This is a genomic window from Escherichia sp. WS3227_2 (assembly GCF_046486495.1).
GTDB classification, from domain to species: Bacteria; Pseudomonadota; Gammaproteobacteria; order Enterobacterales; family Enterobacteriaceae; genus Escherichia; species Escherichia coli.
The window spans coordinates 73220-95935 of record NZ_JBJQLG010000009.1; the positions used below are offsets into that span (position 1 = coordinate 73220).

Sequence of the window (22716 nt, forward strand, 5' to 3'; positions counted from 1 at the left end):
TTGCGCTCTGGCATCATTTACGCTTAATACTCTTTCCAGGATTGGCGACGTGTCTGACGAGAGCGACGACAAAACAGAAGCCCCCACACCTCACCGACTAGAAAAAGCGCGGGAAGAGGGGCAAATCCCGCGTTCCCGTGAACTGACTTCACTGCTGATTTTGCTGGTGGGCGTTAGTGTTATCTGGTTTGGCGGTGTGTCGCTGGCCCGTCGATTGTCGGGCATGCTCTCCGCTGGGCTGCATTTTGATCACAGTATTATCAATGACCCGAATCTGATCCTCGGGCAAATTATTCTGCTGATCAGAGAAGCCATGCTGGCGCTGCTGCCGCTGATTAGCGGCGTGGTGCTGGTGGCGCTCATTTCTCCGGTCATGCTGGGAGGGCTGGTATTTAGCGGCAAATCCTTGCAGCCGAAGTTTTCCAAACTCAACCCGCTACCGGGGATTAAACGGATGTTCTCGGCACAGACTGGCGCGGAGTTACTTAAAGCAATTTTGAAAACCATCCTGGTTGGCAGCGTGACGGGGTTTTTTCTCTGGCATCACTGGCCGCAGATGATGCGCTTAATGGCAGAGTCTCCGATTACCGCCATGGGTAATGCGATGGATCTGGTAGGGCTATGCGCACTGCTGGTGGTGCTTGGTGTCATTCCAATGGTGGGATTTGACGTCTTTTTCCAAATCTTCAGCCACCTGAAAAAGCTGCGTATGTCGCGGCAGGATATTCGTGATGAGTTCAAACAAAGCGAAGGCGACCCCCATGTTAAAGGGCGGATACGTCAGATGCAGCGAGCGGCTGCACGGCGTCGGATGATGGCCGATGTGCCGAAAGCGGATGTCATTGTCAATAACCCGACCCACTATTCGGTAGCGTTGCAGTATGACGAAAACAAAATGAGCGCACCGAAAGTGGTCGCTAAAGGTGCAGGGCTGGTCGCGCTGCGCATTCGTGAAATTGGCGCTGAAAATAACGTCCCGACGCTTGAAGCGCCGCCGCTGGCGCGAGCGCTGTATCGACATGCGGAGATCGGTCAACAAATCCCGGGTCAACTGTACGCCGCAGTGGCGGAAGTGCTGGCCTGGGTCTGGCAACTGAAACGCTGGCGTCTGGCTGGTGGACAGCGCCCTGTACAACCTACTCATCTTCCGGTGCCGGAAGCCCTGGATTTTATTAACGAGAAACCGACCCATGAGTAATCTGGCCGCGATGCTGCGCCTGCCCGCAAACCTGAAATCGACACAATGGCAGATCCTTGCCGGACCGATTTTGATCCTGTTGATCTTGTCGATGATGGTGCTGCCACTGCCCGCATTCATACTCGACCTGTTGTTTACCTTCAATATTGCCTTGTCGATCATGGTGTTGCTGGTGGCGATGTTTACCCAGCGCACGCTTGAGTTTGCTGCGTTTCCGACCATTCTGTTGTTTACCACGCTGTTGCGTCTGGCACTTAACGTGGCTTCAACCCGTATCATTTTGATGGAAGGGCATACCGGCGCGGCGGCGGCTGGAAAGGTGGTCGAAGCGTTCGGTCACTTCCTCGTTGGTGGCAATTTCGCTATCGGTATCGTGGTGTTCGTCATTCTCGTGATCATCAACTTTATGGTTATCACCAAAGGTGCCGGGCGTATTGCGGAAGTGGGCGCGCGCTTTGTTCTCGATGGTATGCCGGGTAAGCAGATGGCGATTGACGCCGACCTTAACGCCGGATTGATTGGTGAAGATGAGGCGAAAAAACGCCGCTCCGAAGTGACTCAGGAAGCCGATTTTTACGGTTCAATGGACGGGGCTAGTAAGTTTGTTCGCGGCGATGCCATCGCCGGGATCCTTATCATGGTCATAAACGTTGTCGGTGGGTTGCTGGTCGGTGTGCTGCAACATGGCATGAGCATGGGACACGCGGCGGAAAGTTATACGCTATTGACCATTGGCGACGGTCTGGTGGCACAAATTCCGGCGTTGGTGATTTCTACCGCCGCGGGGGTCATCGTTACGCGTGTCAGCACCGATCAGGATGTTGGCGAGCAGATGGTGAATCAGCTTTTCAGTAACCCAAGCGTTATGTTGTTAAGCGCCGCCGTGCTCGGTTTACTCGGCCTGGTGCCTGGAATGCCGAACCTGGTATTTTTGCTGTTCACTGCCGGATTGCTGGGGCTGGCCTGGTGGATCCGCGGACGTGAACAAAAAGCGCCTGCCGAACCAAAACCGGTAAAAATGGCAGAGAATAATGCCGTTGTCGAAGCGACGTGGAACGATGTACAACTGGAAGATTCTCTGGGAATGGAAGTGGGTTATCGCCTGATCCCGATGGTCGATTTCCAGCAGGATGGTGAGTTGCTGGGCCGTATACGCAGTATTCGCAAGAAATTTGCCCAGGAGATGGGGTTTCTGCCGCCGGTGGTGCACATTCGCGACAATATGGATCTGCAACCTGCCCGCTATCGCATTTTGATGAAAGGCGTGGAGATAGGCAGTGGTGATGCTTATCCGGGGCGTTGGTTGGCGATTAACCCTGGTACCGCTGCCGGGACGTTACCTGGTGAGGCGACCGTCGATCCGGCATTTGGCCTGAATGCTATCTGGATTGAAAGTGCGCTTAAAGAACAGGCGCAGATTCAGGGGTACACCGTGGTTGAGGCCAGCACGGTGGTGGCAACGCATCTTAACCACCTCATTAGCCAGCATGCCGCAGAGCTGTTTGGTCGTCAGGAGGCGCAACAGCTGTTGGATCGCGTCGCCCAGGAGATGCCAAAGCTGACGGAAGATCTCGTTCCTGGCGTCGTCACGCTCACCACACTGCATAAAGTGCTGCAAAATCTGCTCGATGAAAAAGTACCGATTCGCGATATGCGCACCATTCTCGAAACGCTGGCGGAACATGCGCCCATCCAGAGCGATCCACATGAATTAACCGCCGTCGTGCGCGTGGCGTTGGGACGGGCGATTACCCAGCAGTGGTTTCCTGGCAAAGATGAAGTCCATGTTATTGGCCTTGATACGCCGCTGGAACGTTTGTTACTACAGGCGTTGCAGGGTGGGGGCGGACTGGAGCCAGGGCTGGCGGATCGTTTGCTGGCGCAAACTCAGGAAGCGCTATCCCGTCAGGAGATGTTGGGTGCGCCGCCTGTATTGTTGGTGAACCACGCGCTGCGACCATTATTGTCTCGTTTCCTGCGCCGCAGCCTGCCGCAGTTAGTGGTGCTGTCGAATCTGGAACTATCTGATAACCGACATATCCGCATGACGGCGACAATTGGCGGTAAATGATGAGAACCTTATTAGCAATATTATTGTTTCCGCTGCTGGTGCAAGCCGCGGGGGAGGGGATGTGGCAGGCGAGTAGTGTGGGCGTTACGCTGAATCACCGTGGTGAGTCGATGTCGTCAGCGCCTCTTTCTACTCGACAACCTGCTGCAGGATTGATGACGCTGGTGGCGTGGCGTTATCAGCTTATCGGCCCGACACCTGCAGGACTGCGGGTTCGCTTGTGTTCACAATCTCGTTGTGTCGAATTAGAAGGGCAGAGTGGAACCACCGTGGCCTTTTCCGGTATACCGGCGATAGAACCGTTGCGATTTATCTGGGAAGTGCCTGGCGGTGGGCGGTTAATTCCGCCGCTGAAAGTACAACGTAATGAAGTGATTGTGAATTATCGTTAATGATAAAAAAGCCGATGTCTGCCATGACATCGGCTTTTGCCGTATAACGCGATTACATACGCTCTACTGTCTCAATACCCAGCGTATCCAGACCCAGTTTCAGCGTCTTCGCCGTCAGTTGTGCCAGTTTCAGACGGCTGTTACGCACTTCTTCGTTTTCTGCGCTGAGGATCGGGCAGTGCTCGTAGAAGCCAGAGAACAGACCAGCCAGATCGTACAGGTAAGCACACATCACATGCGGCGTGCCTTCACGGGCAACCACGGTGAGGGTTTCTTCAAACTGCAGCAGGCGAGCTGCCAGTTGCGCTTCACGATCTTCACGGATGATAACCGGAGCTGCAGCCAGTTGCTCTTCGTCAATTTCTGCTTTACGGAACACGGACAATACACGCGTGTAAGCATACTGCATGTATGGCGCGGTATTACCCTCAAACGCCAGCATGTTGTCCCAGTCGAAGATGTAGTCGGTAGTGCGGTTTTTGGAGAGATCTGCATATTTCACCGCACCAATACCAACCGCGTTAGCCAGTTTTTCCAGCTCGTCAGCTGGCATGTCCGGGTTTTTCTCTGCCACCAGACGGCGTGCGCGTTCCAGGGCTTCATCCAGCAGATCGGCCAGTTTCACCGTACCGCCAGCACGGGTTTTGAACGGTTTGCCGTCTTTGCCCAGCATCATGCCGAACATGTGGTGTTCCAGCGGTACGGATTCCGGTACATAGCCTGCTTTACGGACGATAGCCCACGCCTGCATCAGGTGTTGATGCTGACGGGAGTCGATGTAATACAGCACGCGATCGGCATGCAATGTTTCATAACGATATTTCGCACAGGCGATATCAGTGGTGGTGTAGAGATAGCCACCATCTTTCTTCTGAATGATCACGCCCATCGGTTCGCCTTCCTTGTTTTTGAACTCATCAAGGAATACGACGGTCGCGCCTTCACTTTCTACTGCCAGACCTTTGGCTTTCAGGTCCGCCACGATACCCGGCAGCATTGGGTTGTAGAGACTTTCACCCATGACGTCATCGCGGGTCAACGTCACGTTGAGACGATCGTAGGTGATCTGGTTCTGCGTCATGGTGATGTCGACCAGTTTGCGCCACATCTCGCGGAAATATTCGTCACCGCTTTGCAGTTTGACTACGTAGTTACGTGCACGCTCGGCAAACTCTTCATCTTCGTCGTAATGCTTTTTCGCATCGCGGTAGAAACCTTCAAGGTCAGCCAGCTCCATTTCACCGGCGTTTTCTTGCTGCTGCTTTTCCAGCCACGCAATCAGCATACCGAACTGAGTACCCCAGTCGCCGACGTGGTTCGCGCGAATCACTTTGTGACCGAGGAACTCCAGAGTACGCACTGCCGCGTCACCAATAATGGTAGAGCGCAGGTGACCGACGTGCATCTCTTTCGCCACGTTCGGAGCGGAGTAGTCAACCACAATGGTCTGTTTTTCTGGCGTAGCAACACCGAGACGATCGGACGCCAGCGCCTGCTGAACATGATCAGCCAGGAAGGCTGGATCAAGAAAAATGTTGATAAAGCCAGGACCCGCGATCTCAACTTTGCTGGCGATACCGTTAAGATCCAGATGAGTCAGCACCTGCTCTGCTAATTGTCGCGGTGCCATACCCAGTTTTTTAGCAACTGCCATCATGCCGTTAGCCTGATAGTCGCCGAACTGAACTTTTGCTGACTGACGAACCTGCGGTTCGCAATCCGCAGGCGCGCCTGCCGCAATCATGGCCTGACGGACTTTTTCTGAGAGAAGAGCCTGAATATTCACCGGAATACCTTACATTGATGAAGCGAGCAAAAATTGCCCGCACCAGTTAAAGAAATTAGGGCGGGAGTATACTGCAAATGGCTGTTTTCGTCAGCAACGTGCGCGTGGCGTATTGCCGTTTTCACTATTGCATCAGAAGCGGCGTGAAATCAGCGGTTGGTTGGCGCAGGGCAACAGGGTAAATTAACGCTTTTACTGAAAGACGAAGAGTGATTATGGCGAACTGGCAATCTATCGACGAGCTGCAGGATATTGCATCGGATTTACCGCGATTTACCCACGCATTAGATGAACTTTCCCGCCGTCTGGGGTTGGATATCACTCCACTGACTGCCGATCACATTTCTTTGCGTTGCCATCAAAACGTCACCGCTGAACGCTGGCGTCGCGGGTTTGAACAGTGCGGCGAGCTTTTGTCAGAAAATATGATCAATGGCAGGCCGATTTGTCTGTTTAAATTGCATGAACCGGTACAGGTTGCGCACTGGCAGTTTTCCATAGTGGAGCTACCGTGGCCCGGGGAAAAACGTTACCCGCACGAAGGTTGGGAACATATTGAAATCGTTCTGCCGGGTGATCCAGAAACGCTGAATGCCCGTGCGCTGGCATTGCTTTCTGATGAAGGACTCAGCCTACCGGGGATCTCAGTTAAAACCAGTTCGCCAAAAGGTGAGCATGAACGATTACCGAATCCGACGCTGGCGGTCACCGATGGCAAAACGACCATTAAATTTCATCCGTGGTCCATTGAAGAGATTGTTGCCAGCGAGCAGTCGGCGTAATTAAGGAGCAAAAATGGCATTACTGGAAATTTGCTGTTACAGCATGGAATGCGCGCTAACGGCGCAGCAAAACGGCGCAGACAGAGTTGAATTATGCGCAGCCCCAAAAGAGGGGGGCTTAACGCCGTCGTTGGGGGTACTGAAATCCGTACGCCAGCGGGTGACGATCCCTGTGCATCCTATTATTCGCCCACGCGGTGGTGATTTTTGCTACAGCGACGGTGAATTTGCCGCCATTCTTGAGGATGTGCGCACAGTCCGCGAATTAGGTTTTCCTGGACTGGTGACGGGCGTTCTCGATGTTGACGGGAATGTCGATATGCCACGAATGGAAAAAATAATGGCTGCTGCCGGTCCGCTGGCAGTGACTTTTCATCGCGCCTTCGATATGTGCGCTAACCCTTTAAATACACTCAATAATCTTGCGGAATTGGGCGTTGCTCGGGTACTGACATCAGGGCAAAAATCAGACGCACTGCAAGGTTTATCAAAAATTATGGAACTTATTGCCCATGGTGATGCTCCAATCATTATGGCCGGAGCAGGAGTCCGTGCAGAAAACCTGCACCACTTCCTCGATGCCGGAGTGCTGGAAGTCCATAGCTCCGCGGGAGCGTGGCAAGCCTCACCAATGCGTTATCGTAATCAAGGATTGTCCATGTCATCAGATGCACACGCGGACGAGTATTCGCGTTATGTCGTAGACGGGGCGGCGGTTGCTGAAATGAAAGGAATCATTGAACGCCATCAGGCCAAATGATTTTTACCGTTGCATCATGTCGCCCAATATGATGCTTGCTCGTACCAGGCCCCTGCAATTTCAACAGGGGCCTTTTTTTATCCCTGAATAGTATAAAAAATGAACGATTACCGCGATCTGTTGAGCGGGTGACAGTGCACATAGCGTTGTGCTAAAAATTTTTATATATTCATATTAATTATGTAATTTAAATTACTAAAACTGACAAATATATATTCTAAATAACAACTGGGTTATTCCTTAGCAATTAATGATTACATTGTAATAAATCATATTCTTTATCGATTATTTCAGGCAGTGTTGTGCCGAATTATGCAAGCGGTCAATTCGTTGTATATTTAATTATACAATGATTTCGGTGTTCTGGAATTAATTAGAGGAATCTATGCGAGGGAAAAAACGCATTGGGTTATTGTTTTTGCTGATAGCGGTTGTGGTTGGTGGTGGCGGGTTATTGCTGGCGCAAAAAGCCTTACATAAAACGTCGGATACCGCATTTTGCCTTTCCTGCCACTCGATGAGTAAACCTTTTGAGGAATATCAGGGAACTGTCCACTTTTCTAACCAGAAAGGGATACGTGCGGAATGTGCCGATTGCCATATTCCAAAGTCAGGGATGGATTATTTATTTGCTAAATTAAAAGCTTCTAAAGATATTTATCATGAATTTGTTAGCGGCAAAATAGACAGTGACGATAAATTCGAAACGCATCGTCAGGAAATGGCCGAAACAGTATGGAAAGAATTAAAAGCAACTGATTCTGCAACGTGTCGTAGTTGCCATTCTTTTGATGCCATGGATATTGCCTCGCAAGGTGAATCTGCGCAGAAAATGCATAACAAAGCGCAAAAGGACGGCGAAACCTGTATCGATTGTCATAAAGGCATTGCCCATTTTCCGCCAGAAATAAAAATGGATGACAACGCGGCGCATGAACTGGAAAGTCAGGCTGCCACTTCTGTGACCAATGGCGCACATATTTATCCTTTCAAACCTTCCCGCATAGGCGAACTGGCCACTGTGAATCCTGGTACCGATCTCACCGTCGTTGATGCCAGTGGCAAACAGCCGATCGTTCTGTTGCAGGGTTATCAAATGCAGGGCAGTGAAAGCACGCTCTACCTGGCGGCAGGTCAACGGCTGGCGCTAGCCACATTAAGTGAAGAAGGTATCAAGGCGCTGACGGTAAACGGGGAATGGCAGGCTGACGAATACGGTAATCAATGGCGTCAGGCGTCTTTACAGGGTGTGCTTACCGATCCCGCATTAGCGGACCGTAAACCTCTATGGCAATACGCTGAAAAACTTGACGATACCTATTGCGCTGGTTGCCATGCCCCTATTGCCGCTGACCATTACACCGTCAATGCATGGCCGTCCATTGCCAAAGGAATGGGTGCGCGAACCAGCATGAGCGAAAACGAACTGGACATTTTGACGCGGTACTTCCAGTACAACGCCAAAGATATTACCGAGAAACAGTGATCCTCGTTGATCAGGGAGGAAGTTATGACATTAACAAGACGTGAATTTATTAAACACAGCGGTATTGCCGCTGGGGCGCTGGTGGTGACATCGGCTGCACCGCTACCCGCATGGGCAGAAGAGAAGGGTGGCAAAATCCTCACCGCGGGCCGTTGGGGAGCGATGAACGTAGAAGTGAAGGACGGCAAGATTGTTTCTTCGACAGGCGCGTTGGCGAAAACCATACCGAACTCCTTACAGTCTACGGCGGCGGATCAGGTACACACCACGGCGCGTATTCAGCATCCGATGGTGAGAAAAAGCTATCTCGATAATCCACTGCAACCGGCAAAAGGTCGTGGCGAAGATACCTATGTACAGGTGAGCTGGGAACAAGCATTAAAACTGATTCATGAGCAACACGATCGTATTCGTAAAGCTAACGGACCATCGGCCATTTTTGCCGGATCTTACGGCTGGCGATCTTCTGGCGTGTTGCATAAAGCGCAAACCTTACTGCAACGTTATATGAACCTGGCGGGCGGTTATTCCGGGCATAGCGGCGATTATTCAACCGGGGCGGCACAGGTGATCATGCCGCACGTTGTCGGTTCTGTGGAGGTCTATGAACAGCAGACTTCCTGGCCGCTGATTCTGGAAAATAGTCAGGTGGTGGTGTTGTGGGGCATGAACCCGCTGAATACCTTAAAAATTGCCTGGAGCAGTACCGATGAGCAAGGGCTGGAATATTTCCATCAGCTGAAAAAATCTGGCAAACCCGTGATTGCCATTGATCCTATTCGCTCCGAAACCATCGAATTCTTTGGCGATAATGCCACCTGGATCGCGCCGAATATGGGCACCGACGTGGCACTGATGTTAGGGATCGCGCATACCCTGATGACACAAAGCAAACACGATAAAGTGTTCCTTGAAAAATACACTACCGGATATCCGCAGTTTGAAGAGTATCTGACAGGTAAGAGCGATAATACCCCGAAGAGCGCGGCCTGGGCGGCGGAAATTACTGGCGTACCGGAAGCGCAGATAGTCAAACTCGCTGAACTGATGGCGGCGAATCGCACAATGCTGATGGCTGGCTGGGGAATTCAGCGCCAGCAATATGGTGAACAGAAACACTGGATGTTGGTGACGCTGGCGGCGATGTTAGGGCAGATTGGTACACCGGGCGGCGGGTTTGGTTTCTCTTATCATTACTCAAACGGTGGTAACCCGACGCGTGTTGGCGGCGTGCTGCCGGAAATGTCTGCGGCGATTGCCGGACAGGCCAGTGAGGCCGCTGATGATGGCGGAATGACGGCGATTCCTGTTGCCCGTATCGTCGATGCGCTGGAAAATCCTGGCGGCAAATATCAGCATAACGGTAAAGAACAAACGTATCCGAATATCAAAATGATCTGGTGGGCGGGTGGCGGTAACTTTACCCATCACCAGGATACTAATCGTCTGATTAAAGCATGGCAGAAACCGGAGATGATCGTCGTTTCTGAATGCTACTGGACCGCAGCTGCTAAACATGCAGATATCGTATTACCGATCACCACATCGTTTGAGCGCAATGACTTGACGATGACCGGTGATTACAGCAACCAGCATATTGTACCGATGAAGCAGGTTGTCGCTGCGCAATTTGAAGCGCGTAACGATTTTGACGTGTTTGCCGATCTTGCTGAATTACTCAAACCTGGCGGAAAAGAGATCTATACCGAAGGTAGAGATGAAATGGCGTGGCTGAAATTTTTCTATGATGCCGCTCAGAAAGGTGCGCGTGCGCAACGCGTGACTATGCCGATGTTTAATGCTTTCTGGCAGCAAAATAAACTGATCGAAATGCGCCGCAGCGAGAAGAACGAACAGTACGTTCGTTATGGTGATTTCCGCGCCGATCCGGTGAAAAATGCGCTGGGTACGCCAAGCGGCAAAATTGAGATTTACTCCAAAACGCTGGAAAAATTTGGCTATAAGGATTGCCCGGCACACCCAACCTGGCTTGCGCCTGATGAGTGGAAAGGTTCCGCCGACGATAAGCAGTTGCAGCTTCTGACCGCACATCCGGCACACCGTTTACACAGTCAGCTTAACTATGCGGAACTGCGTAAAAAATATGCGGTTGCCGATCGTGAACCGATCACTATTCACACCGAAGATGCTGCTCGCTTTGGTATTGCGAATGGCGATCTGGTGCGTGTCTGGAACAAACGTGGTCAGATTCTGACAGGCGCGGTGGTGACTGACGGGATCAAAAAAGGCGTGGTATGCGTGCATGAAGGTGCATGGCCAGATCTGGAAAATGGCTTGTGTAAAAACGGCAGTGCGAACGTGTTAACGGCGGATATCCCCAGCTCTCAGCTGGCAAATGCCTGTGCCGGTAACTCTGCGCTGGTGTATATCGAAAAATATACGGGCAATGCACCGAAGTTAACGGCGTTTGATCAGCCAGCTGTTCAGGCATAAGACGTGAAAAGCGCCCGGAAACAGGCGCTAATCTTTACGGCTTGCGCGCAATCAGTACCGCGCGTTTAGGCGCAGGATAACCTTCTACCGTCTTACCCGGATCATGCGGGTCGAGAAAATCGGCCAGCGATTCAGTAACCATCCATTCGGTGCGTCGCTGCTCTTCTGTGGTGGTAACGCTCACATCCGCAATGCGAATATCAACAAAACCACACTTCTTCAGCCAGTTTTTCAGCGCCAGCGCGGAAGGGATGAAATAGACATTACGCATTTGCGCGTAACGATCGCCCGGCACCAGCACCGTGTTCTCATCACCATCAATAACCAGCGTTTCAAGCACCAGTTCGCCTTCATTGACCAGTTGATCTTTCAACTGCCAGAGATGCTCCAGCGGTGAACGACGATGATAAAGCACGCCCATCGAAAAGACGGTATCAAAGGCTTTCAATGCCGGAAGCTGTTCAATACCTAACGGTAACAAATGTGCGCGCTGATCGTTACCCAGTAGTTTACGCACCGCTTCAAACTGGCACAGAAACAGTTGCGTAGGGTCGATTCCCACCGCGAGGTGCGCGCCTGCGCCAATCATGCGCCACATGTGATAACCGCTGCCACAGCCGACATCAAGAATGGTGCGCCCGGTTAAATCAGAAAGATGGGGCAGAACGCGATCCCATTTCCAGTCGGAACGCCATTCGGTATCGATGTTGACGCCATACAGTGAGAACGGCCCTTTGCGCCACGGCATCAGGTTGCGCATCAGCGTTTCAATGCGTTTAATTTGCCCGGCGCTCAGTGGCTCTTCGCTTTCGGCGGTTACGCTATGCAATAAATCCAGACGATACGGTTTAATTTCAGGCAGAAATTCCACCGCGTTGGACCACTGCTTAAACAGCCCGTGCTGCTGCTCGCGCTGCCAGTTAGCAATCTGCGCGGGCAGCGTTTCCAGCCAGTGTGAAAGATGATTTTTGGCAATCAGAGAATAAAAGTTACCAAAGTCGATCATGCAGCGTCCTCTGCTTTTAATGCCACCAGGGAACCAAAGTTAAAGCACTGGAACCACAGCTCGCTATGCTCAAAACCAGCTTGATGCAGGCGTGCTTTATGGGTTTCCACAGAATCGGTTAGCATCACGTTTTCCAGCATGCTGCGCTTCTGGCTGATCTCCAGTTCGCTGTAACCGTTAGCACGTTTAAAGTCGTGGTGCATGTTGAACAGCAATTCACCAACTTTGGCATCTTCGAAACTGAATTTTTCCGAAAGCACCAGCGCACCGCCCGGGTTCAGCCCTTGATAAATTTTATCCAGTAACGCCTGACGCTCGGAAGGTTCCAGGAATTGCAGGGTAAAATTCAGTACCACCATCGACGCGTTTTCAATGGCAATATCACGAATATCACCTTCAATAACGTCAACAGGCGTAGGCGCTTTATAGGCGTCGATATGACGGCGGCAGCGTTCAATCATTGCCGGGGAATTGTCGATGGCGATAATTTTACAATTATCATGATGAATGTTGCGACGCACCGAGAGCGTCGCCGCGCCCAGAGAACAACCCAGATCGTAAACCTGCGTACCAGGTTGAACGAAGCGCTCGGCTAACATACCAATCATGGAAATAATATTGGAATAGCCGGGAACGGAACGCTGGATCATATCCGGGAAGACTTCAGCTACCCGTTCATCAAAGGTCCAGTCGCCCAGTCTGGCGATAGGGGCAGAAAATAGCGTGTCGCGGTGAGACATAACGTAAAAATCCGGGAAAAAGAAAGTGGCGTATTGTGCGCTAACGCAGGGAGAAAACCAACTCCCAGGGCATATACCAAAGATTCGCCAGCACCATCAGCAACAGCGCACACCAGGTGGCGCTCATGCCGGAACGTCGCCAGCGGAACAGACGGTGATGAAAACCGTAATAATGCATCAGACGACCAGCAAGCAAAACGATGCCGCAAATATGCACCATCCAGGTTTCTGCGCCATTCATTTCCATAAACAGCATCAGCACAATCGCGATGGGAATATATTCCACCGCATTGCCATGAATGCGAATAGCGCTTTGCAGTTCGCTAAAACCGCCGTCGCCATAGGCAACGCGGTACTGCATTCGCAGGCGAACGACATCAAAAGAGAACTTCATTAATAACAACGCACTTAAAACGGCATATAGCGCGCTTACCATACAAACTCCCTTTAAAATGGCCGATGGCACCTGTCTATGATAGGTGGCAAATTCAGAAAAGAGAAGATTGCTGTGGAATAGCCGGAACTGCTCCGATCTCTGGAAGCGTTTTACGTAAGTCTTCCCACAGGGTATGTACCAGTTCCGGGGCCTGGGCAATATCTGGCGTATGTAAAAAAAGATAAGGCGTAGTGGTCTGATGCCACTGCGCTAATTTTTGTAACCAGACCTGAAATAATTCCCGGTTTTGCGTCATATCATCACTACCGATAAAACGGATCAGCGGATTTGTCGCCGTCAGTACAGCATGTACCGGAACTTTAGGTTTTTTTCGTTGAGCGTCGCGAATAGCTTCACTGTGTGGACGTGCTGCATGAACCGGGCGGCTGTCTAAAATCACCCGATTAACGCCGCGCTGATGTAAACCGCGATTAAGCGTTTGTTCCTCTTCCCCTTTGGCGAAAAACTGTGGATGGCGGACTTCCACACCATAATTAAATTCGCCGGGAAGAGAATCGAGAAAATGCCAAAGCGCAGGCAGATCCCGTGGGCCAAATGTGGCAGGCAGTTGCAGCCAGTATTGCCCAATGCGCGGCGCTAACGGTGACATGCGGGTCAAAAATTCAGTCACTAAATCATCGCAATGCCGTAATGCTGCCTGATGCGAAATGGTCGCCGGAAACTTAAAACAGAAGCGGAAGTCATCTGTGGTCTGCTCACGCCAGCGCAGGACAACCTCGGATTTCGGCAGGGCGTAAAGCGTGGTGTTGCCCTCCACACAGTTAAAGTGGCGGGCATACTCTTCAAGGCTGGTGATCCCCAACCGCACCCATTTAGGATGCGACCATTGCGGCAGACCGATGTAAATCATAACGCGTGGAGGATCTCTTCCACACTGCGCACACGGGCGATGCGTGGGTAGATATGGTTGATGCTGTTATTGTGCTGCTCGGCGCTGGCGGCGCTGCAGGCGTCTTCGGCGATCACCAGGTTAAAACCGAGTTCCCAGGCATTGCGGGCGGTGGATTCAACACCGATATTGGTCGAGATCCCACATAATACTATTGTATCGATACCCCGGCGGCGTAATTGCAACTCCAGATCCGTACCGTAAAACGCACCCCATTGACGTTTGATGATTTCGATATCGCTGTCGGTTGCACCTAGTGCAGCAGGATGTTGCCACCAGTTTTCGGGTAACACTTTAGCGGGGGAGGGGGCATCAACCAGCTGTTTTAATGCTTCGGCATAATCGGCAGACCAGCCAACGCGCACCAGAAACACGGGCTGACCGCTAGCGCGAAATTTCGCCGCCAGCTTCCCGGCGCGATTAACCACCTCATCGGCAGTATGCGGGCCACCGGCAAAAGGTAAGATGCCTTCTTGTAAATCAATCACCACCAGCGCGGTGGTTTTAGCATTAAGTTCAAGCATGATGACTCCTGACAAAACAAAATCGTGCCTCTCACCTTAATGCGATTAGCCGATGGCGGAACGACAAATTTTGTTAATTTTTATGAGTTCGGGCAACACCTTTATAGCAAACTGGCGTAGAGTCTGATTTCAGGCCCGATATAAAGTGGTAACGAGGCGTTCCAGCGCGGGCCAGGCTCTTACGGTGCGGCAGAATTTCCAGTATAATAGCCGCCTTTTTTCATTCAGTTGTGACATACAGCTAACGCTGCGACTTGGTCACCTGCGCAGCAGGGGGCATCCGCCGGCAGCTAAGTTAAGGGATATCTCATGCGTACAGAATATTGTGGACAGCTCCGTTTGTCCCACGTGGGGCAGCAGGTGACTCTGTGTGGTTGGGTCAACCGTCGTCGTGATCTTGGTAGCCTGATCTTCATCGATATGCGCGACCGCGAAGGTATCGTGCAGGTATTTTTCGATCCGGATCGTGCGGACGCGTTAAAGCTGGCCTCTGAACTGCGTAATGAGTTCTGCATTCAGGTCACGGGCACCGTACGTGCGCGTGACGAAAAAAATATTAACCGCGATATGGCGACTGGCGAAATCGAAGTACTGGCGTCCTCGCTGACTATCATCAACCGTGCAGATGTTCTGCCGCTTGACTCTAACCACGTCAACACCGAAGAAGCGCGTCTGAAATACCGCTACCTCGACCTGCGTCGCCCGGAAATGGCTCAGCGCCTGAAAACCCGCGCTAAAATCACCAGCCTGGTGCGCCGTTTTATGGATGACCACGGCTTCCTCGACATCGAAACTCCGATGCTGACCAAAGCCACGCCGGAAGGCGCGCGTGACTACCTGGTGCCTTCTCGTGTGCACAAAGGTAAATTCTACGCACTGCCGCAATCCCCACAGTTGTTCAAACAGCTGCTGATGATGTCCGGCTTTGACCGTTACTATCAGATCGTTAAATGCTTCCGTGACGAAGACCTGCGCGCTGATCGTCAGCCTGAATTTACTCAGATCGATGTGGAAACTTCTTTCATGACCGCGCCGCAAGTGCGTGAAGTGATGGAAGCGCTGGTGCGTCATCTGTGGCTGGAAGTGAAGGGCGTGGATCTGGGCGATTTCCCGGTAATGACCTTTGCAGAAGCAGAACGCCGTTATGGTTCTGATAAACCGGATCTGCGTAACCCGATGGAACTGACCGACGTTGCCGATCTGCTGAAATCCGTTGAATTTGCAGTATTTGCAGGTCCGGCGAACGATCCGAAAGGTCGCGTAGCGGCTCTGCGCGTTCCGGGCGGCGCATCGCTGACCCGTAAACAGATCGACGAATACGGTAACTTCGTTAAAATCTACGGCGCGAAAGGTCTGGCTTACATTAAAGTTAACGAGCGCGCGAAAGGTCTGGAAGGTATCAACAGCCCGGTAGCTAAGTTCCTTAATGCAGAAATCATCGAAGCCATCCTGGATCGTACTGCCGCGCAAGATGGCGATATGATTTTCTTCGGTGCCGACAACAAGAAAATTGTTGCCGACGCGATGGGCGCACTGCGCCTGAAAGTGGGTAAAGACCTTGGTCTGACCGACGAAAGCAAATGGGCACCGCTGTGGGTTATCGACTTCCCGATGTTTGAAGACGACGGTGAAGGCGGCCTGACGGCAATGCACCATCCGTTCACCTCACCGAAAGACATGACTGCTGCAGAACTGAAAGCTGCACCAGAAAATGCGGTGGCGAACGCTTACGATATGGTCATCAATGGTTACGAAGTGGGCGGTGGTTCTGTGCGTATCCATAATGGTGATATGCAGCAGACGGTGTTTGGTATTCTGGGTATCAACGAAGAGGAACAGCGCGAGAAATTCGGCTTCCTGCTCGACGCCCTGAAATACGGTACTCCGCCGCACGCAGGTCTGGCATTCGGTCTTGACCGTCTGACCATGCTGCTGACCGGCACCGACAACATCCGTGACGTTATCGCCTTCCCGAAAACCACGGCGGCAGCATGTCTGATGACTGAAGCACCGAGCTTTGCTAACCCGACTGCACTGGCTGAGCTGAGCATTCAGGTTGTGAAGAAGGCAGAGAATAACTGATATGACTCAAATACACGAAATCATTCGCGTTGCATCGAGGCGGCAACTGAGTGAACTCCCATGAGCATAGATAACTATGTGAATGGGATGAGCGAAGGCAGTCAACGAAGAGGCAGCGTGAAGGATAAAGTGTATAAGCGTCCCGTTTCGATCTTAGTGGTCATCTATGCACAAGATACGAAACGGGTGCTGATGTTGCAGCGGCGTGACGATCCCGATTTCTGGCAGTCGGTAACCGGCAGCGTGGAAGAGGGTGAAACCGCGCCGCAAGCTGCCATGCGCGAAGTAAAGGAAGAGGTCACCATCGATGTTGTCGCTGAACAACTGACCTTAATTGACTGTCAGCGCACGGTAGAATTTGAAATTTTTTCACATTTACGTCATCGCTATGCGCCGGGCGTGACGCGTAATACGGAATCATGGTTCTGTCTTGCGCTCCCGCACGAACGCCAGGTCGTCTTCACTGAACATCTGGCCTACAAGTGGCTTGATGCGCCTGCTGCGGCGGCGCTCACTAAGTCCTGGAGCAACCGGCAGGCGATTGAACAGTTTGTAATTAACGCTGCCTGAACAGGCAGGGCTATCTGGAGATATTTTTATGGCAGGTCATAGTAAATGGGCCAACACCAGACATCGTAAAGCTGCGCAGGATGCTAAGCGCGGTAAAATCTTCACTAAAATCATTCGTGAGCTGGTAACTGCAGCTAAGCTCGGCGGTGGCGATCCGGACGCTAACCCGCGTCTGCGTGCAGCAATTGATAAAGCACTGTCTAACAACATGACTCGTGACACTCTGAACCGCGCAATTGCACGTGGTGTGGGCGGTGATGATGATGCAAACATGGAAACCATCATCTACGAAGGTTACGGTCCTGGCGGCACGGCAATCATGATTGAATGTCTGTCTGACAACCGCAACCGTACCGTTGCTGAAGTGCGCCATGCATTCAGTAAATGTGGCGGTAACCTCGGTACTGATGGTTCCGTAGCTTATCTGTTCAGCAAAAAAGGCGTGATCTCCTTCGAGAAAGGCGATGAAGACACCATCATGGAAGCAGCGCTGGAAGCAGGTGCTGAAGACGTTGTGACCTATGATGACGGCGCGATTGATGTCTACACTGCATGGGAAGAAATGGGCAAAGTACGCGACGCTCTGGAAGCGGCAGGTCTGAAAGCAGACAGCGCGGAAGTTTCCATGATCCCGTCCACCAAAGCTGATATGGATGCAGAAACCGCACCGAAACTGATGCGTCTGATCGATATGCTGGAAGATTGCGACGACGTGCAGGAAGTCTACCATAACGGTGAAATCTCTGATGAGGTTGCAGCGACTCTCTGATGGGGCCTGCTAAACAGCAAAACGGAGACGCGTGATGGCTATTATTCTCGGCATTGACCCGGGTTCGCGCGTGACCGGCTATGGCGTCATCCGCCAGGTAGGCAGGCAACTCTCCTACCTGGGTAGCGGATGCATACGCACCAAAGTGGATGATTTACCGTCTCGTCTGAAGCTCATCTATGCGGGCGTGACGGAAATCATTACCCAGTTCCAGCCTGATTATTTCGCCATTGAACAAGTCTTTATGGCGAAGAACGCTGACTCAGCCCTGAAACTGGGGCAGGCACGCGGCGTGGCGATTGTGGCGGCGGTGAATCAGGAATTGCCGGTATTTGAATATGCGGCACGTCAGGTAAAGCAAACGGTGGTAGGTATTGGTAGTGCTGAAAAAAGCCAGGTGCAGCATATGGTCCGCACCTTGCTGAAACTGCCCGCTAATCCACAAGCGGACGCCGCCGATGCGTTAGCTATCGCGATTACCCATTGTCACGTCAGTCAGAATGCGATGCAGATGAGCGAATCGCGGCTGAACCTGGCGAGAGGGCGACTGCGTTAAGTTATACCGCCTCGGTCAGTTCCGGCTGAGGCGTTTCCACTCCCTCCGCATGAATCAACACCAAACCCGGATGATGCCACAAACTGGCTGGCGTGACGGTTTTACGCTCCCACGGAATAGAACCCAGGAACCAGAATTTCCAGAAAGTGAGTTTTGCATTCGGATTGCTATTTAACAATTCTCCAAACGTCTCTATTTCACCCACCGGAATACATAGCGCCTCTTTATAAATATCAAAAACAAATTTTGAACAGAACTGGCGCGAAGATTCGTATTTAAAACCGGTGTGGTAAAGTTTGCGTAGCCGGGAGGGAACCTGTTCAACAATTCGTTGTTTTTGTTGTTCTGTAAGCCCGGCGTCTAATCGCTTTATAGCATAGCGTTGATTAGAAGAACGTTTAATAAAACGAGATAGCGTGGTGATGGTTGAAAGGGGAACCCGGCTTTCTGCAACCAGGAAGTCTTCACCGTTATGACCGATAATGATCCCGACGTGATTACTCCAGCAATTTGATGCAGCTGATACTTGACCAAATAAGGCAGCACCTATACATGTAAAGACGATATCACCAATTTCATATTCAGCAGGATAATTAATATTCACGTTGTCATTCCATTGAAATAGATACGAATATACGTAATAGCATAAAAAATTTATTTTTTCAGGAGTCGCAATGTATATTTTTATTACGCATTTCTTCGCTGAATATGTAATATTTAAATATTTGCTTCCAATATAACCTGTAGAATAAATTATACTGCGCCATTTTTCAGATCATCGGGACGCCTCGCAAGTTTTCTTCATCCTTCGCTGGATATCTATCCAGCATTTTTTTATCATACAGCATTATCTTTGATTCATTACGCAGGAGCGTCATGTGATAGGCAGACTCAGAGGCATCATCATTGAAAAACAACCCCCGCTGGTGTTAATTGAAGTGGGCGGCGTAGGCTATGAAGTGCATATGCCGATGACCTGTTTTTATGAACTCCCTGAAGCGGGTCAGGAAGCGATCGTTTTCACCCACTTTGTGGTGCGTGAAGACGCGCAATTGCTGTACGGTTTTAACAATAAACAAGAGCGCACGTTGTTCAAAGAGTTGATCAAAACCAACGGCGTCGGCCCGAAGTTGGCGCTGGCGATCCTCTCCGGAATGTCAGCGCAGCAGTTCGTTAATGCCGTTGAGCGTGAAGAAGTGGGGGCGCTGGTGAAACTGCCGGGTATTGGCAAAAAAACCGCCGAACGCTTGATTGTTGAAATGAAAGACCGATTTAAAGGTTTGCATGGCGATCTCTTTACGCCAGCCGCCGACCTGGTACTCACATCACCTGCCAGCCCGGCGACCGACGATGCTGAACAGGAAGCGGTTGCCGCGCTGGTGGCGCTGGGCTATAAACCACAAGAAGCAAGCCGCATGGTGAGCAAAATCGCTCGCCCTGACGCCAGCAGTGAAACATTAATTCGCGAAGCCCTACGCGCCGCGTTATGAGGTAAAGGATGATTGAAGCAGACCGTCTGATTTCTGCCGGTACCACTTTGCCGGAAGATGTGGCAGATCGCGCCATTCGCCCTAAATTACTGGAAGAGTATGTTGGTCAGCCGCAGGTTCGTTCACAGATGGAGATTTTCATCAAAGCAGCGAAACTGCGCGGCGATGCCCTCGATCATCTGTTGATTTTTGGTCCTCCGGGGTTGGGTAAAACTACGCTTGCCAACATTGTCGCCAATGAAATGGGCGTTAATTTACGCACGACTTCTGGTCCGGTGCTGGAAAAGGCCGGCGATCTGGCAGCGATGCTCACTAACCTTGAACCGCATGACGTGTTGTTTATTGATGAGATCCACCGTCTATCGCCAGTTGTTGAAGAAGTGCTGTACCCGGCAATGGAAGACTACCAACTGGATATCATGATTGGTGAAGGTCCGGCGGCACGCTCCATTAAAATTGATTTGCCGCCGTTTACACTGATTGGCGCAACCACGCGCGCAGGTTCGCTGACATCACCGTTGCGCGACCGTTTTGGTATTGTGCAACGTCTGGAGTTTTATCAGGTGCCGGATCTGCAATATATCGTCAGTCGCAGCGCACGCTTTATGGGGCTTGAGATGAGTGATGACGGCGCGCTGGAAGTTGCTCGTCGCGCTCGCGGTACGCCACGTATTGCCAACCGTCTGCTGCGTCGAGTGCGTGACTTCGCCGAAGTGAAGCACGATGGCACCATCTCGGCTGATATCGCTGCTCAGGCGCTGGATATGCTGAATGTCGATGCCGAAGGTTTCGATTATATGGACCGCAAATTGTTGCTGGCGGTAATCGATAAGTTCTTTGGTGGGCCGGTAGGTCTGGATAACCTGGCGGCTGCCATTGGCGAAGAACGTGAAACCATTGAGGATGTGCTGGAACCTTATTTGATTCAGCAAGGCTTTTTGCAGCGTACACCGCGCGGGCGTATGGCGACAGTGCGGGCGTGGAAGCACTTCGGCATCACACCGCCAGAAATGCCGTAGGTCGGATAAGGCGTTCAAGCCTTATCCGACAATTGTGCAAAGTGCCTGATGCGACGCAGTAAGCGTTTTATCAGGCCATGCCAGAAATAACGATACCGTAAGTCGGATAAGACGTTCACACCGCATCCGACATTTAGGTTTAAATTAACTGGCCTGTTTTTTCATCATACTGATAATAAACAGTAGTGCTGCACACAGCACCACTGACGGGCCTGCTGGTGTATCGTAAAACGCGGAAAAGGTTAAACCGCCCGTTACGGCAACCATCCCCACCAAAACAGCGATACCAGCCATCTGTTCCGGCGTGCGGGCAAAGCGACGCGCAGTAGCTGCAGGAATAATCAGCAACGAAGTAATAATCAACGCGCCGACAAATTTCATCGCTACACCAATCGTCAATGCCGTCACCAGCATCAACAACAATTTCACGCGCTGTAATTTCACACCATCAACAAACGCCAGATCCGGGCTAATCGTCATCGACAGCAAATTGCGCCATTGCCAGAACAAAATCGCCACCACGATGACCACGCCAATTGCAATAGAGATGAGATCTTCTGGCGTCACTGCCAGCAAATCACCGAACAGGTAAGCCATCAAATCAACACGAATATTAGACATCAGACTAACGACCACCAGGCCCAGCGACAGGGCACTGTGCGCCATAATCCCTAATAACGTGTCGATCGCCAGCTGTGGACGCTTCTCCAGCCATACCAGACCGCCCGCCAGCAGCAGCGTAACTGCAATCACCGCATAGAATGGATTCACGTCCAGCAACAAACCAAACGCGACACCAAGTAATGAGGCATGGGCCAGCGTATCACCGAAATAAGACATACGACGCCAGACCACAAACGAACCCAGCGGACCCGCGGCACAGGCGAGCATGATCCCGGCTAACCAACCGGGAAATAATAATTCAATCATGAGCGATCATTTCCCCGACGCAAAACAATTCGTCCCTGTAAATCGTGACGATGATTATGATGATGGCGATAGATACCCAGTTGTTCAGCACCACGAGGACCAAACATAGAAATAAACTCCGGATGCAGGGAAACAACTTCCGGTGTACCGGAACAACAAATGTGGTGATTCAGGCAAAGCACTTCATCGGTTTTTGCCATTACCAGATGCAGATCGTGAGAGACCATTAAAACGCCACAATCCAGTTCGCGACGCAACTGGTCAATAAGGTCATATAACGCCACCTGACCATTCACATCCACGCCCTGAGTGGGTTCATCCAGCACTAATAATTGCGGTCGATTTAACAATGCTCGCGCTAACAATACACGCTGTGTTTCGCCACCCGAGAGCTTTTGCATCGGTGCGTTAATCAGATGCCCGGCCTGGACACGTTTCAGTGCAGGCAAAATATCTTCTTTATGTGTGCCAGGGCGTAAGCGTAAAAAACGGTTTACGGTCAGTGGCAACGTGGTGTCGAGATACAGCTTCTGCGGTACATAGCCGATGCGCAGTTTTCCGTTGCGCTTGATAACCCCTTCATCGGGTGTTACCAGCCCGAGCACTACCCGTACCAGTGTCGACTTACCTGCGCCATTTGGCCCAAGTAAAGTCAAAATTTTTCCAGGTTTAAGTTCCAGCGACACATCAGAGAGGACGCGGCGTTGGCCAAAAGAAACCGAGACATTTTCCAGGGAAACCAGACTTGTCATGTT

Annotated in this window: 23 protein-coding genes; 14 read left to right on the top strand and 9 right to left on the bottom strand. The window is 51.4% G+C overall.

The genetic code is table 11. The features are described 5' to 3' along the window. Window positions 1-49: 49 nt before the first annotated feature. Genes flhB through flhe form a run of 3 tightly spaced genes read left to right on the top strand, consistent with a single transcriptional unit; the run spans window position 50 to window position 3661 of the window. Window positions 50-1198 (top strand): flagellar biosynthesis protein FlhB, encoded by a 1149-nt coding sequence (flhB, locus tag ACJHXB_RS14260; protein WP_001278954.1) that lies wholly within the window; start codon window positions 50-52, stop codon window positions 1196-1198. Beyond that, a complete protein-coding gene (gene flhA, locus ACJHXB_RS14265) occupies window positions 1191-3269 on the top strand; it encodes a flagellar biosynthesis protein FlhA (protein ID WP_000066967.1) in 2079 nt (692 codons plus the stop codon). The genes flhB and flhA overlap by 8 nt, the downstream gene beginning before the upstream one ends. Continuing rightward, window positions 3269-3661, top strand: coding sequence for a flagellar protein FlhE (gene flhe, locus ACJHXB_RS14270; RefSeq protein ID WP_001259590.1), 393 nt, complete (start codon window positions 3269-3271; stop codon window positions 3659-3661). Before flhA ends, flhe begins: the two co-directional genes overlap by 1 nt. A 52-nt stretch (window positions 3662-3713) precedes the next feature. Here flhe and argS read toward each other — a convergent pair whose 3' ends face one another. Next, complete coding sequence (argS, locus tag ACJHXB_RS14275; RefSeq protein ID WP_001025308.1) at window positions 3714-5447, bottom strand: arginine--tRNA ligase; 1734 nt, start codon at window positions 5445-5447, stop codon at window positions 3714-3716. A gap of 215 nt (window positions 5448-5662) precedes the next feature. Between argS and ACJHXB_RS14280 the strand changes: the two genes are divergently transcribed. From ACJHXB_RS14280 to torZ, 4 genes are all read left to right on the top strand, one after another. Further along, window positions 5663-6229, top strand: a complete 567-nt coding sequence (locus ACJHXB_RS14280; RefSeq protein ID WP_001304291.1) for a VOC family protein — start codon at window positions 5663-5665, stop codon at window positions 6227-6229. Between the two features lie 13 nt (window positions 6230-6242). After that, window positions 6243-6989 carry a copper homeostasis protein CutC gene (cutC, locus tag ACJHXB_RS14285; protein ID WP_001185732.1) on the top strand — a complete coding sequence of 249 codons (747 nt, stop codon included), beginning with the start codon at window positions 6243-6245 and terminating at the stop codon, window positions 6987-6989. Window positions 6990-7374: 385 nt separating this feature from the next. Then, window positions 7375-8475, top strand: a complete 1101-nt coding sequence (locus ACJHXB_RS14290; protein ID WP_001565003.1) for a NapC/NirT family cytochrome c — start codon at window positions 7375-7377, stop codon at window positions 8473-8475. Window positions 8476-8499: 24 nt separating this feature from the next. Continuing rightward, window positions 8500-10929, top strand: a complete 2430-nt coding sequence (gene torZ / locus ACJHXB_RS14295) for a trimethylamine N-oxide reductase TorZ (protein ID WP_000176801.1) — start codon at window positions 8500-8502, stop codon at window positions 10927-10929. A 34-nt stretch (window positions 10930-10963) separates the two neighbouring features. Here torZ and cmoB read toward each other — a convergent pair whose 3' ends face one another. Genes cmoB through ACJHXB_RS14320 form a run of 5 tightly spaced genes read right to left on the bottom strand, consistent with a single transcriptional unit; the run spans window position 10964 to window position 14545 of the window. Then, window positions 10964-11935: a tRNA 5-methoxyuridine(34)/uridine 5-oxyacetic acid(34) synthase CmoB gene (cmoB, locus tag ACJHXB_RS14300; RefSeq protein ID WP_000564725.1), complete on the bottom strand. Its 972-nt coding sequence runs from the start codon at window positions 11933-11935 to the stop codon at window positions 10964-10966. Next, window positions 11932-12675, bottom strand: coding sequence for a carboxy-S-adenosyl-L-methionine synthase CmoA (gene cmoA / locus ACJHXB_RS14305; RefSeq protein ID WP_000019591.1), 744 nt, complete (start codon window positions 12673-12675; stop codon window positions 11932-11934). Before cmoA ends, cmoB begins: the two co-directional genes overlap by 4 nt. A gap of 40 nt (window positions 12676-12715) precedes the next feature. Further along, window positions 12716-13111 carry an MAPEG family protein gene (locus ACJHXB_RS14310; protein ID WP_000252980.1) on the bottom strand — a complete coding sequence of 132 codons (396 nt, stop codon included), beginning with the start codon at window positions 13109-13111 and terminating at the stop codon, window positions 12716-12718. 52 nt (window positions 13112-13163) lie between these two features. Continuing rightward, the gene (locus tag ACJHXB_RS14315) at window positions 13164-13982 is read right to left on the bottom strand and encodes a DUF72 domain-containing protein (protein WP_000639287.1); all 819 of its coding nucleotides are present in this window, start codon (window positions 13980-13982) and stop codon (window positions 13164-13166) included. Then, window positions 13979-14545 carry a hydrolase gene (locus ACJHXB_RS14320; protein WP_000891612.1) on the bottom strand — a complete coding sequence of 189 codons (567 nt, stop codon included), beginning with the start codon at window positions 14543-14545 and terminating at the stop codon, window positions 13979-13981. Before ACJHXB_RS14320 ends, ACJHXB_RS14315 begins: the two co-directional genes overlap by 4 nt. 309 nt (window positions 14546-14854) lie before the next feature. Here ACJHXB_RS14320 and aspS point away from each other — a divergent pair, with 309 nt between their 5' ends. From aspS to ruvC, 4 genes are all read left to right on the top strand, one after another. After that, a complete protein-coding gene (gene aspS / locus ACJHXB_RS14325; RefSeq protein WP_001258662.1) occupies window positions 14855-16627 on the top strand; it encodes an aspartate--tRNA ligase in 1773 nt (590 codons plus the stop codon). A gap of 117 nt (window positions 16628-16744) precedes the next feature. Further along, window positions 16745-17197 carry a dihydroneopterin triphosphate diphosphatase gene (gene nudB / locus ACJHXB_RS14330; protein WP_001308712.1) on the top strand — a complete coding sequence of 151 codons (453 nt, stop codon included), beginning with the start codon at window positions 16745-16747 and terminating at the stop codon, window positions 17195-17197. Window positions 17198-17225: 28 nt separating this feature from the next. Continuing rightward, window positions 17226-17966, top strand: coding sequence for a YebC/PmpR family DNA-binding transcriptional regulator (locus ACJHXB_RS14335; RefSeq protein WP_000907234.1), 741 nt, complete (start codon window positions 17226-17228; stop codon window positions 17964-17966). A 34-nt stretch (window positions 17967-18000) separates the two neighbouring features. Then, window positions 18001-18522 (top strand): crossover junction endodeoxyribonuclease RuvC, encoded by a 522-nt coding sequence (gene ruvC / locus ACJHXB_RS14340; RefSeq protein WP_001295503.1) that lies wholly within the window; start codon window positions 18001-18003, stop codon window positions 18520-18522. Between the two features lies 1 nt (window position 18523). Here ruvC and ACJHXB_RS14345 read toward each other — a convergent pair whose 3' ends face one another. After that, a complete protein-coding gene (locus ACJHXB_RS14345) occupies window positions 18524-19126 on the bottom strand; it encodes a YebB family permuted papain-like enzyme (protein ID WP_001024937.1) in 603 nt (200 codons plus the stop codon). Between the two features lie 70 nt (window positions 19127-19196). Between ACJHXB_RS14345 and yobI the strand changes: the two genes are divergently transcribed. From yobI to ruvB, 3 genes are all read left to right on the top strand, one after another. After that, complete coding sequence (gene yobI, locus ACJHXB_RS14350) at window positions 19197-19262, top strand: stress response small protein YobI (protein ID WP_072093883.1); 66 nt, start codon at window positions 19197-19199, stop codon at window positions 19260-19262. Window positions 19263-19400: 138 nt separating this feature from the next. After that, window positions 19401-20012: a Holliday junction branch migration protein RuvA gene (ruvA, locus tag ACJHXB_RS14355; protein ID WP_000580323.1), complete on the top strand. Its 612-nt coding sequence runs from the start codon at window positions 19401-19403 to the stop codon at window positions 20010-20012. Window positions 20013-20020: 8 nt separating this feature from the next. Beyond that, a complete protein-coding gene (gene ruvB, locus ACJHXB_RS14360) occupies window positions 20021-21031 on the top strand; it encodes a Holliday junction branch migration DNA helicase RuvB (protein ID WP_000568521.1) in 1011 nt (336 codons plus the stop codon). Window positions 21032-21175: 144 nt separating this feature from the next. On the opposite strand, the gene znuB is transcribed toward ruvB, so the two are convergent. Together znuB and znuC are read right to left on the bottom strand one after the other, a co-directional pair. After that, window positions 21176-21961: a zinc ABC transporter permease subunit ZnuB gene (gene znuB / locus ACJHXB_RS14365; RefSeq protein ID WP_000571471.1), complete on the bottom strand. Its 786-nt coding sequence runs from the start codon at window positions 21959-21961 to the stop codon at window positions 21176-21178. Then, window positions 21958-22713, bottom strand: a complete 756-nt coding sequence (gene znuC, locus ACJHXB_RS14370) for a zinc ABC transporter ATP-binding protein ZnuC (RefSeq protein ID WP_000202996.1) — start codon at window positions 22711-22713, stop codon at window positions 21958-21960. The genes znuB and znuC overlap by 4 nt, the downstream gene beginning before the upstream one ends. Window positions 22714-22716: the final 3 nt, after the last annotated feature.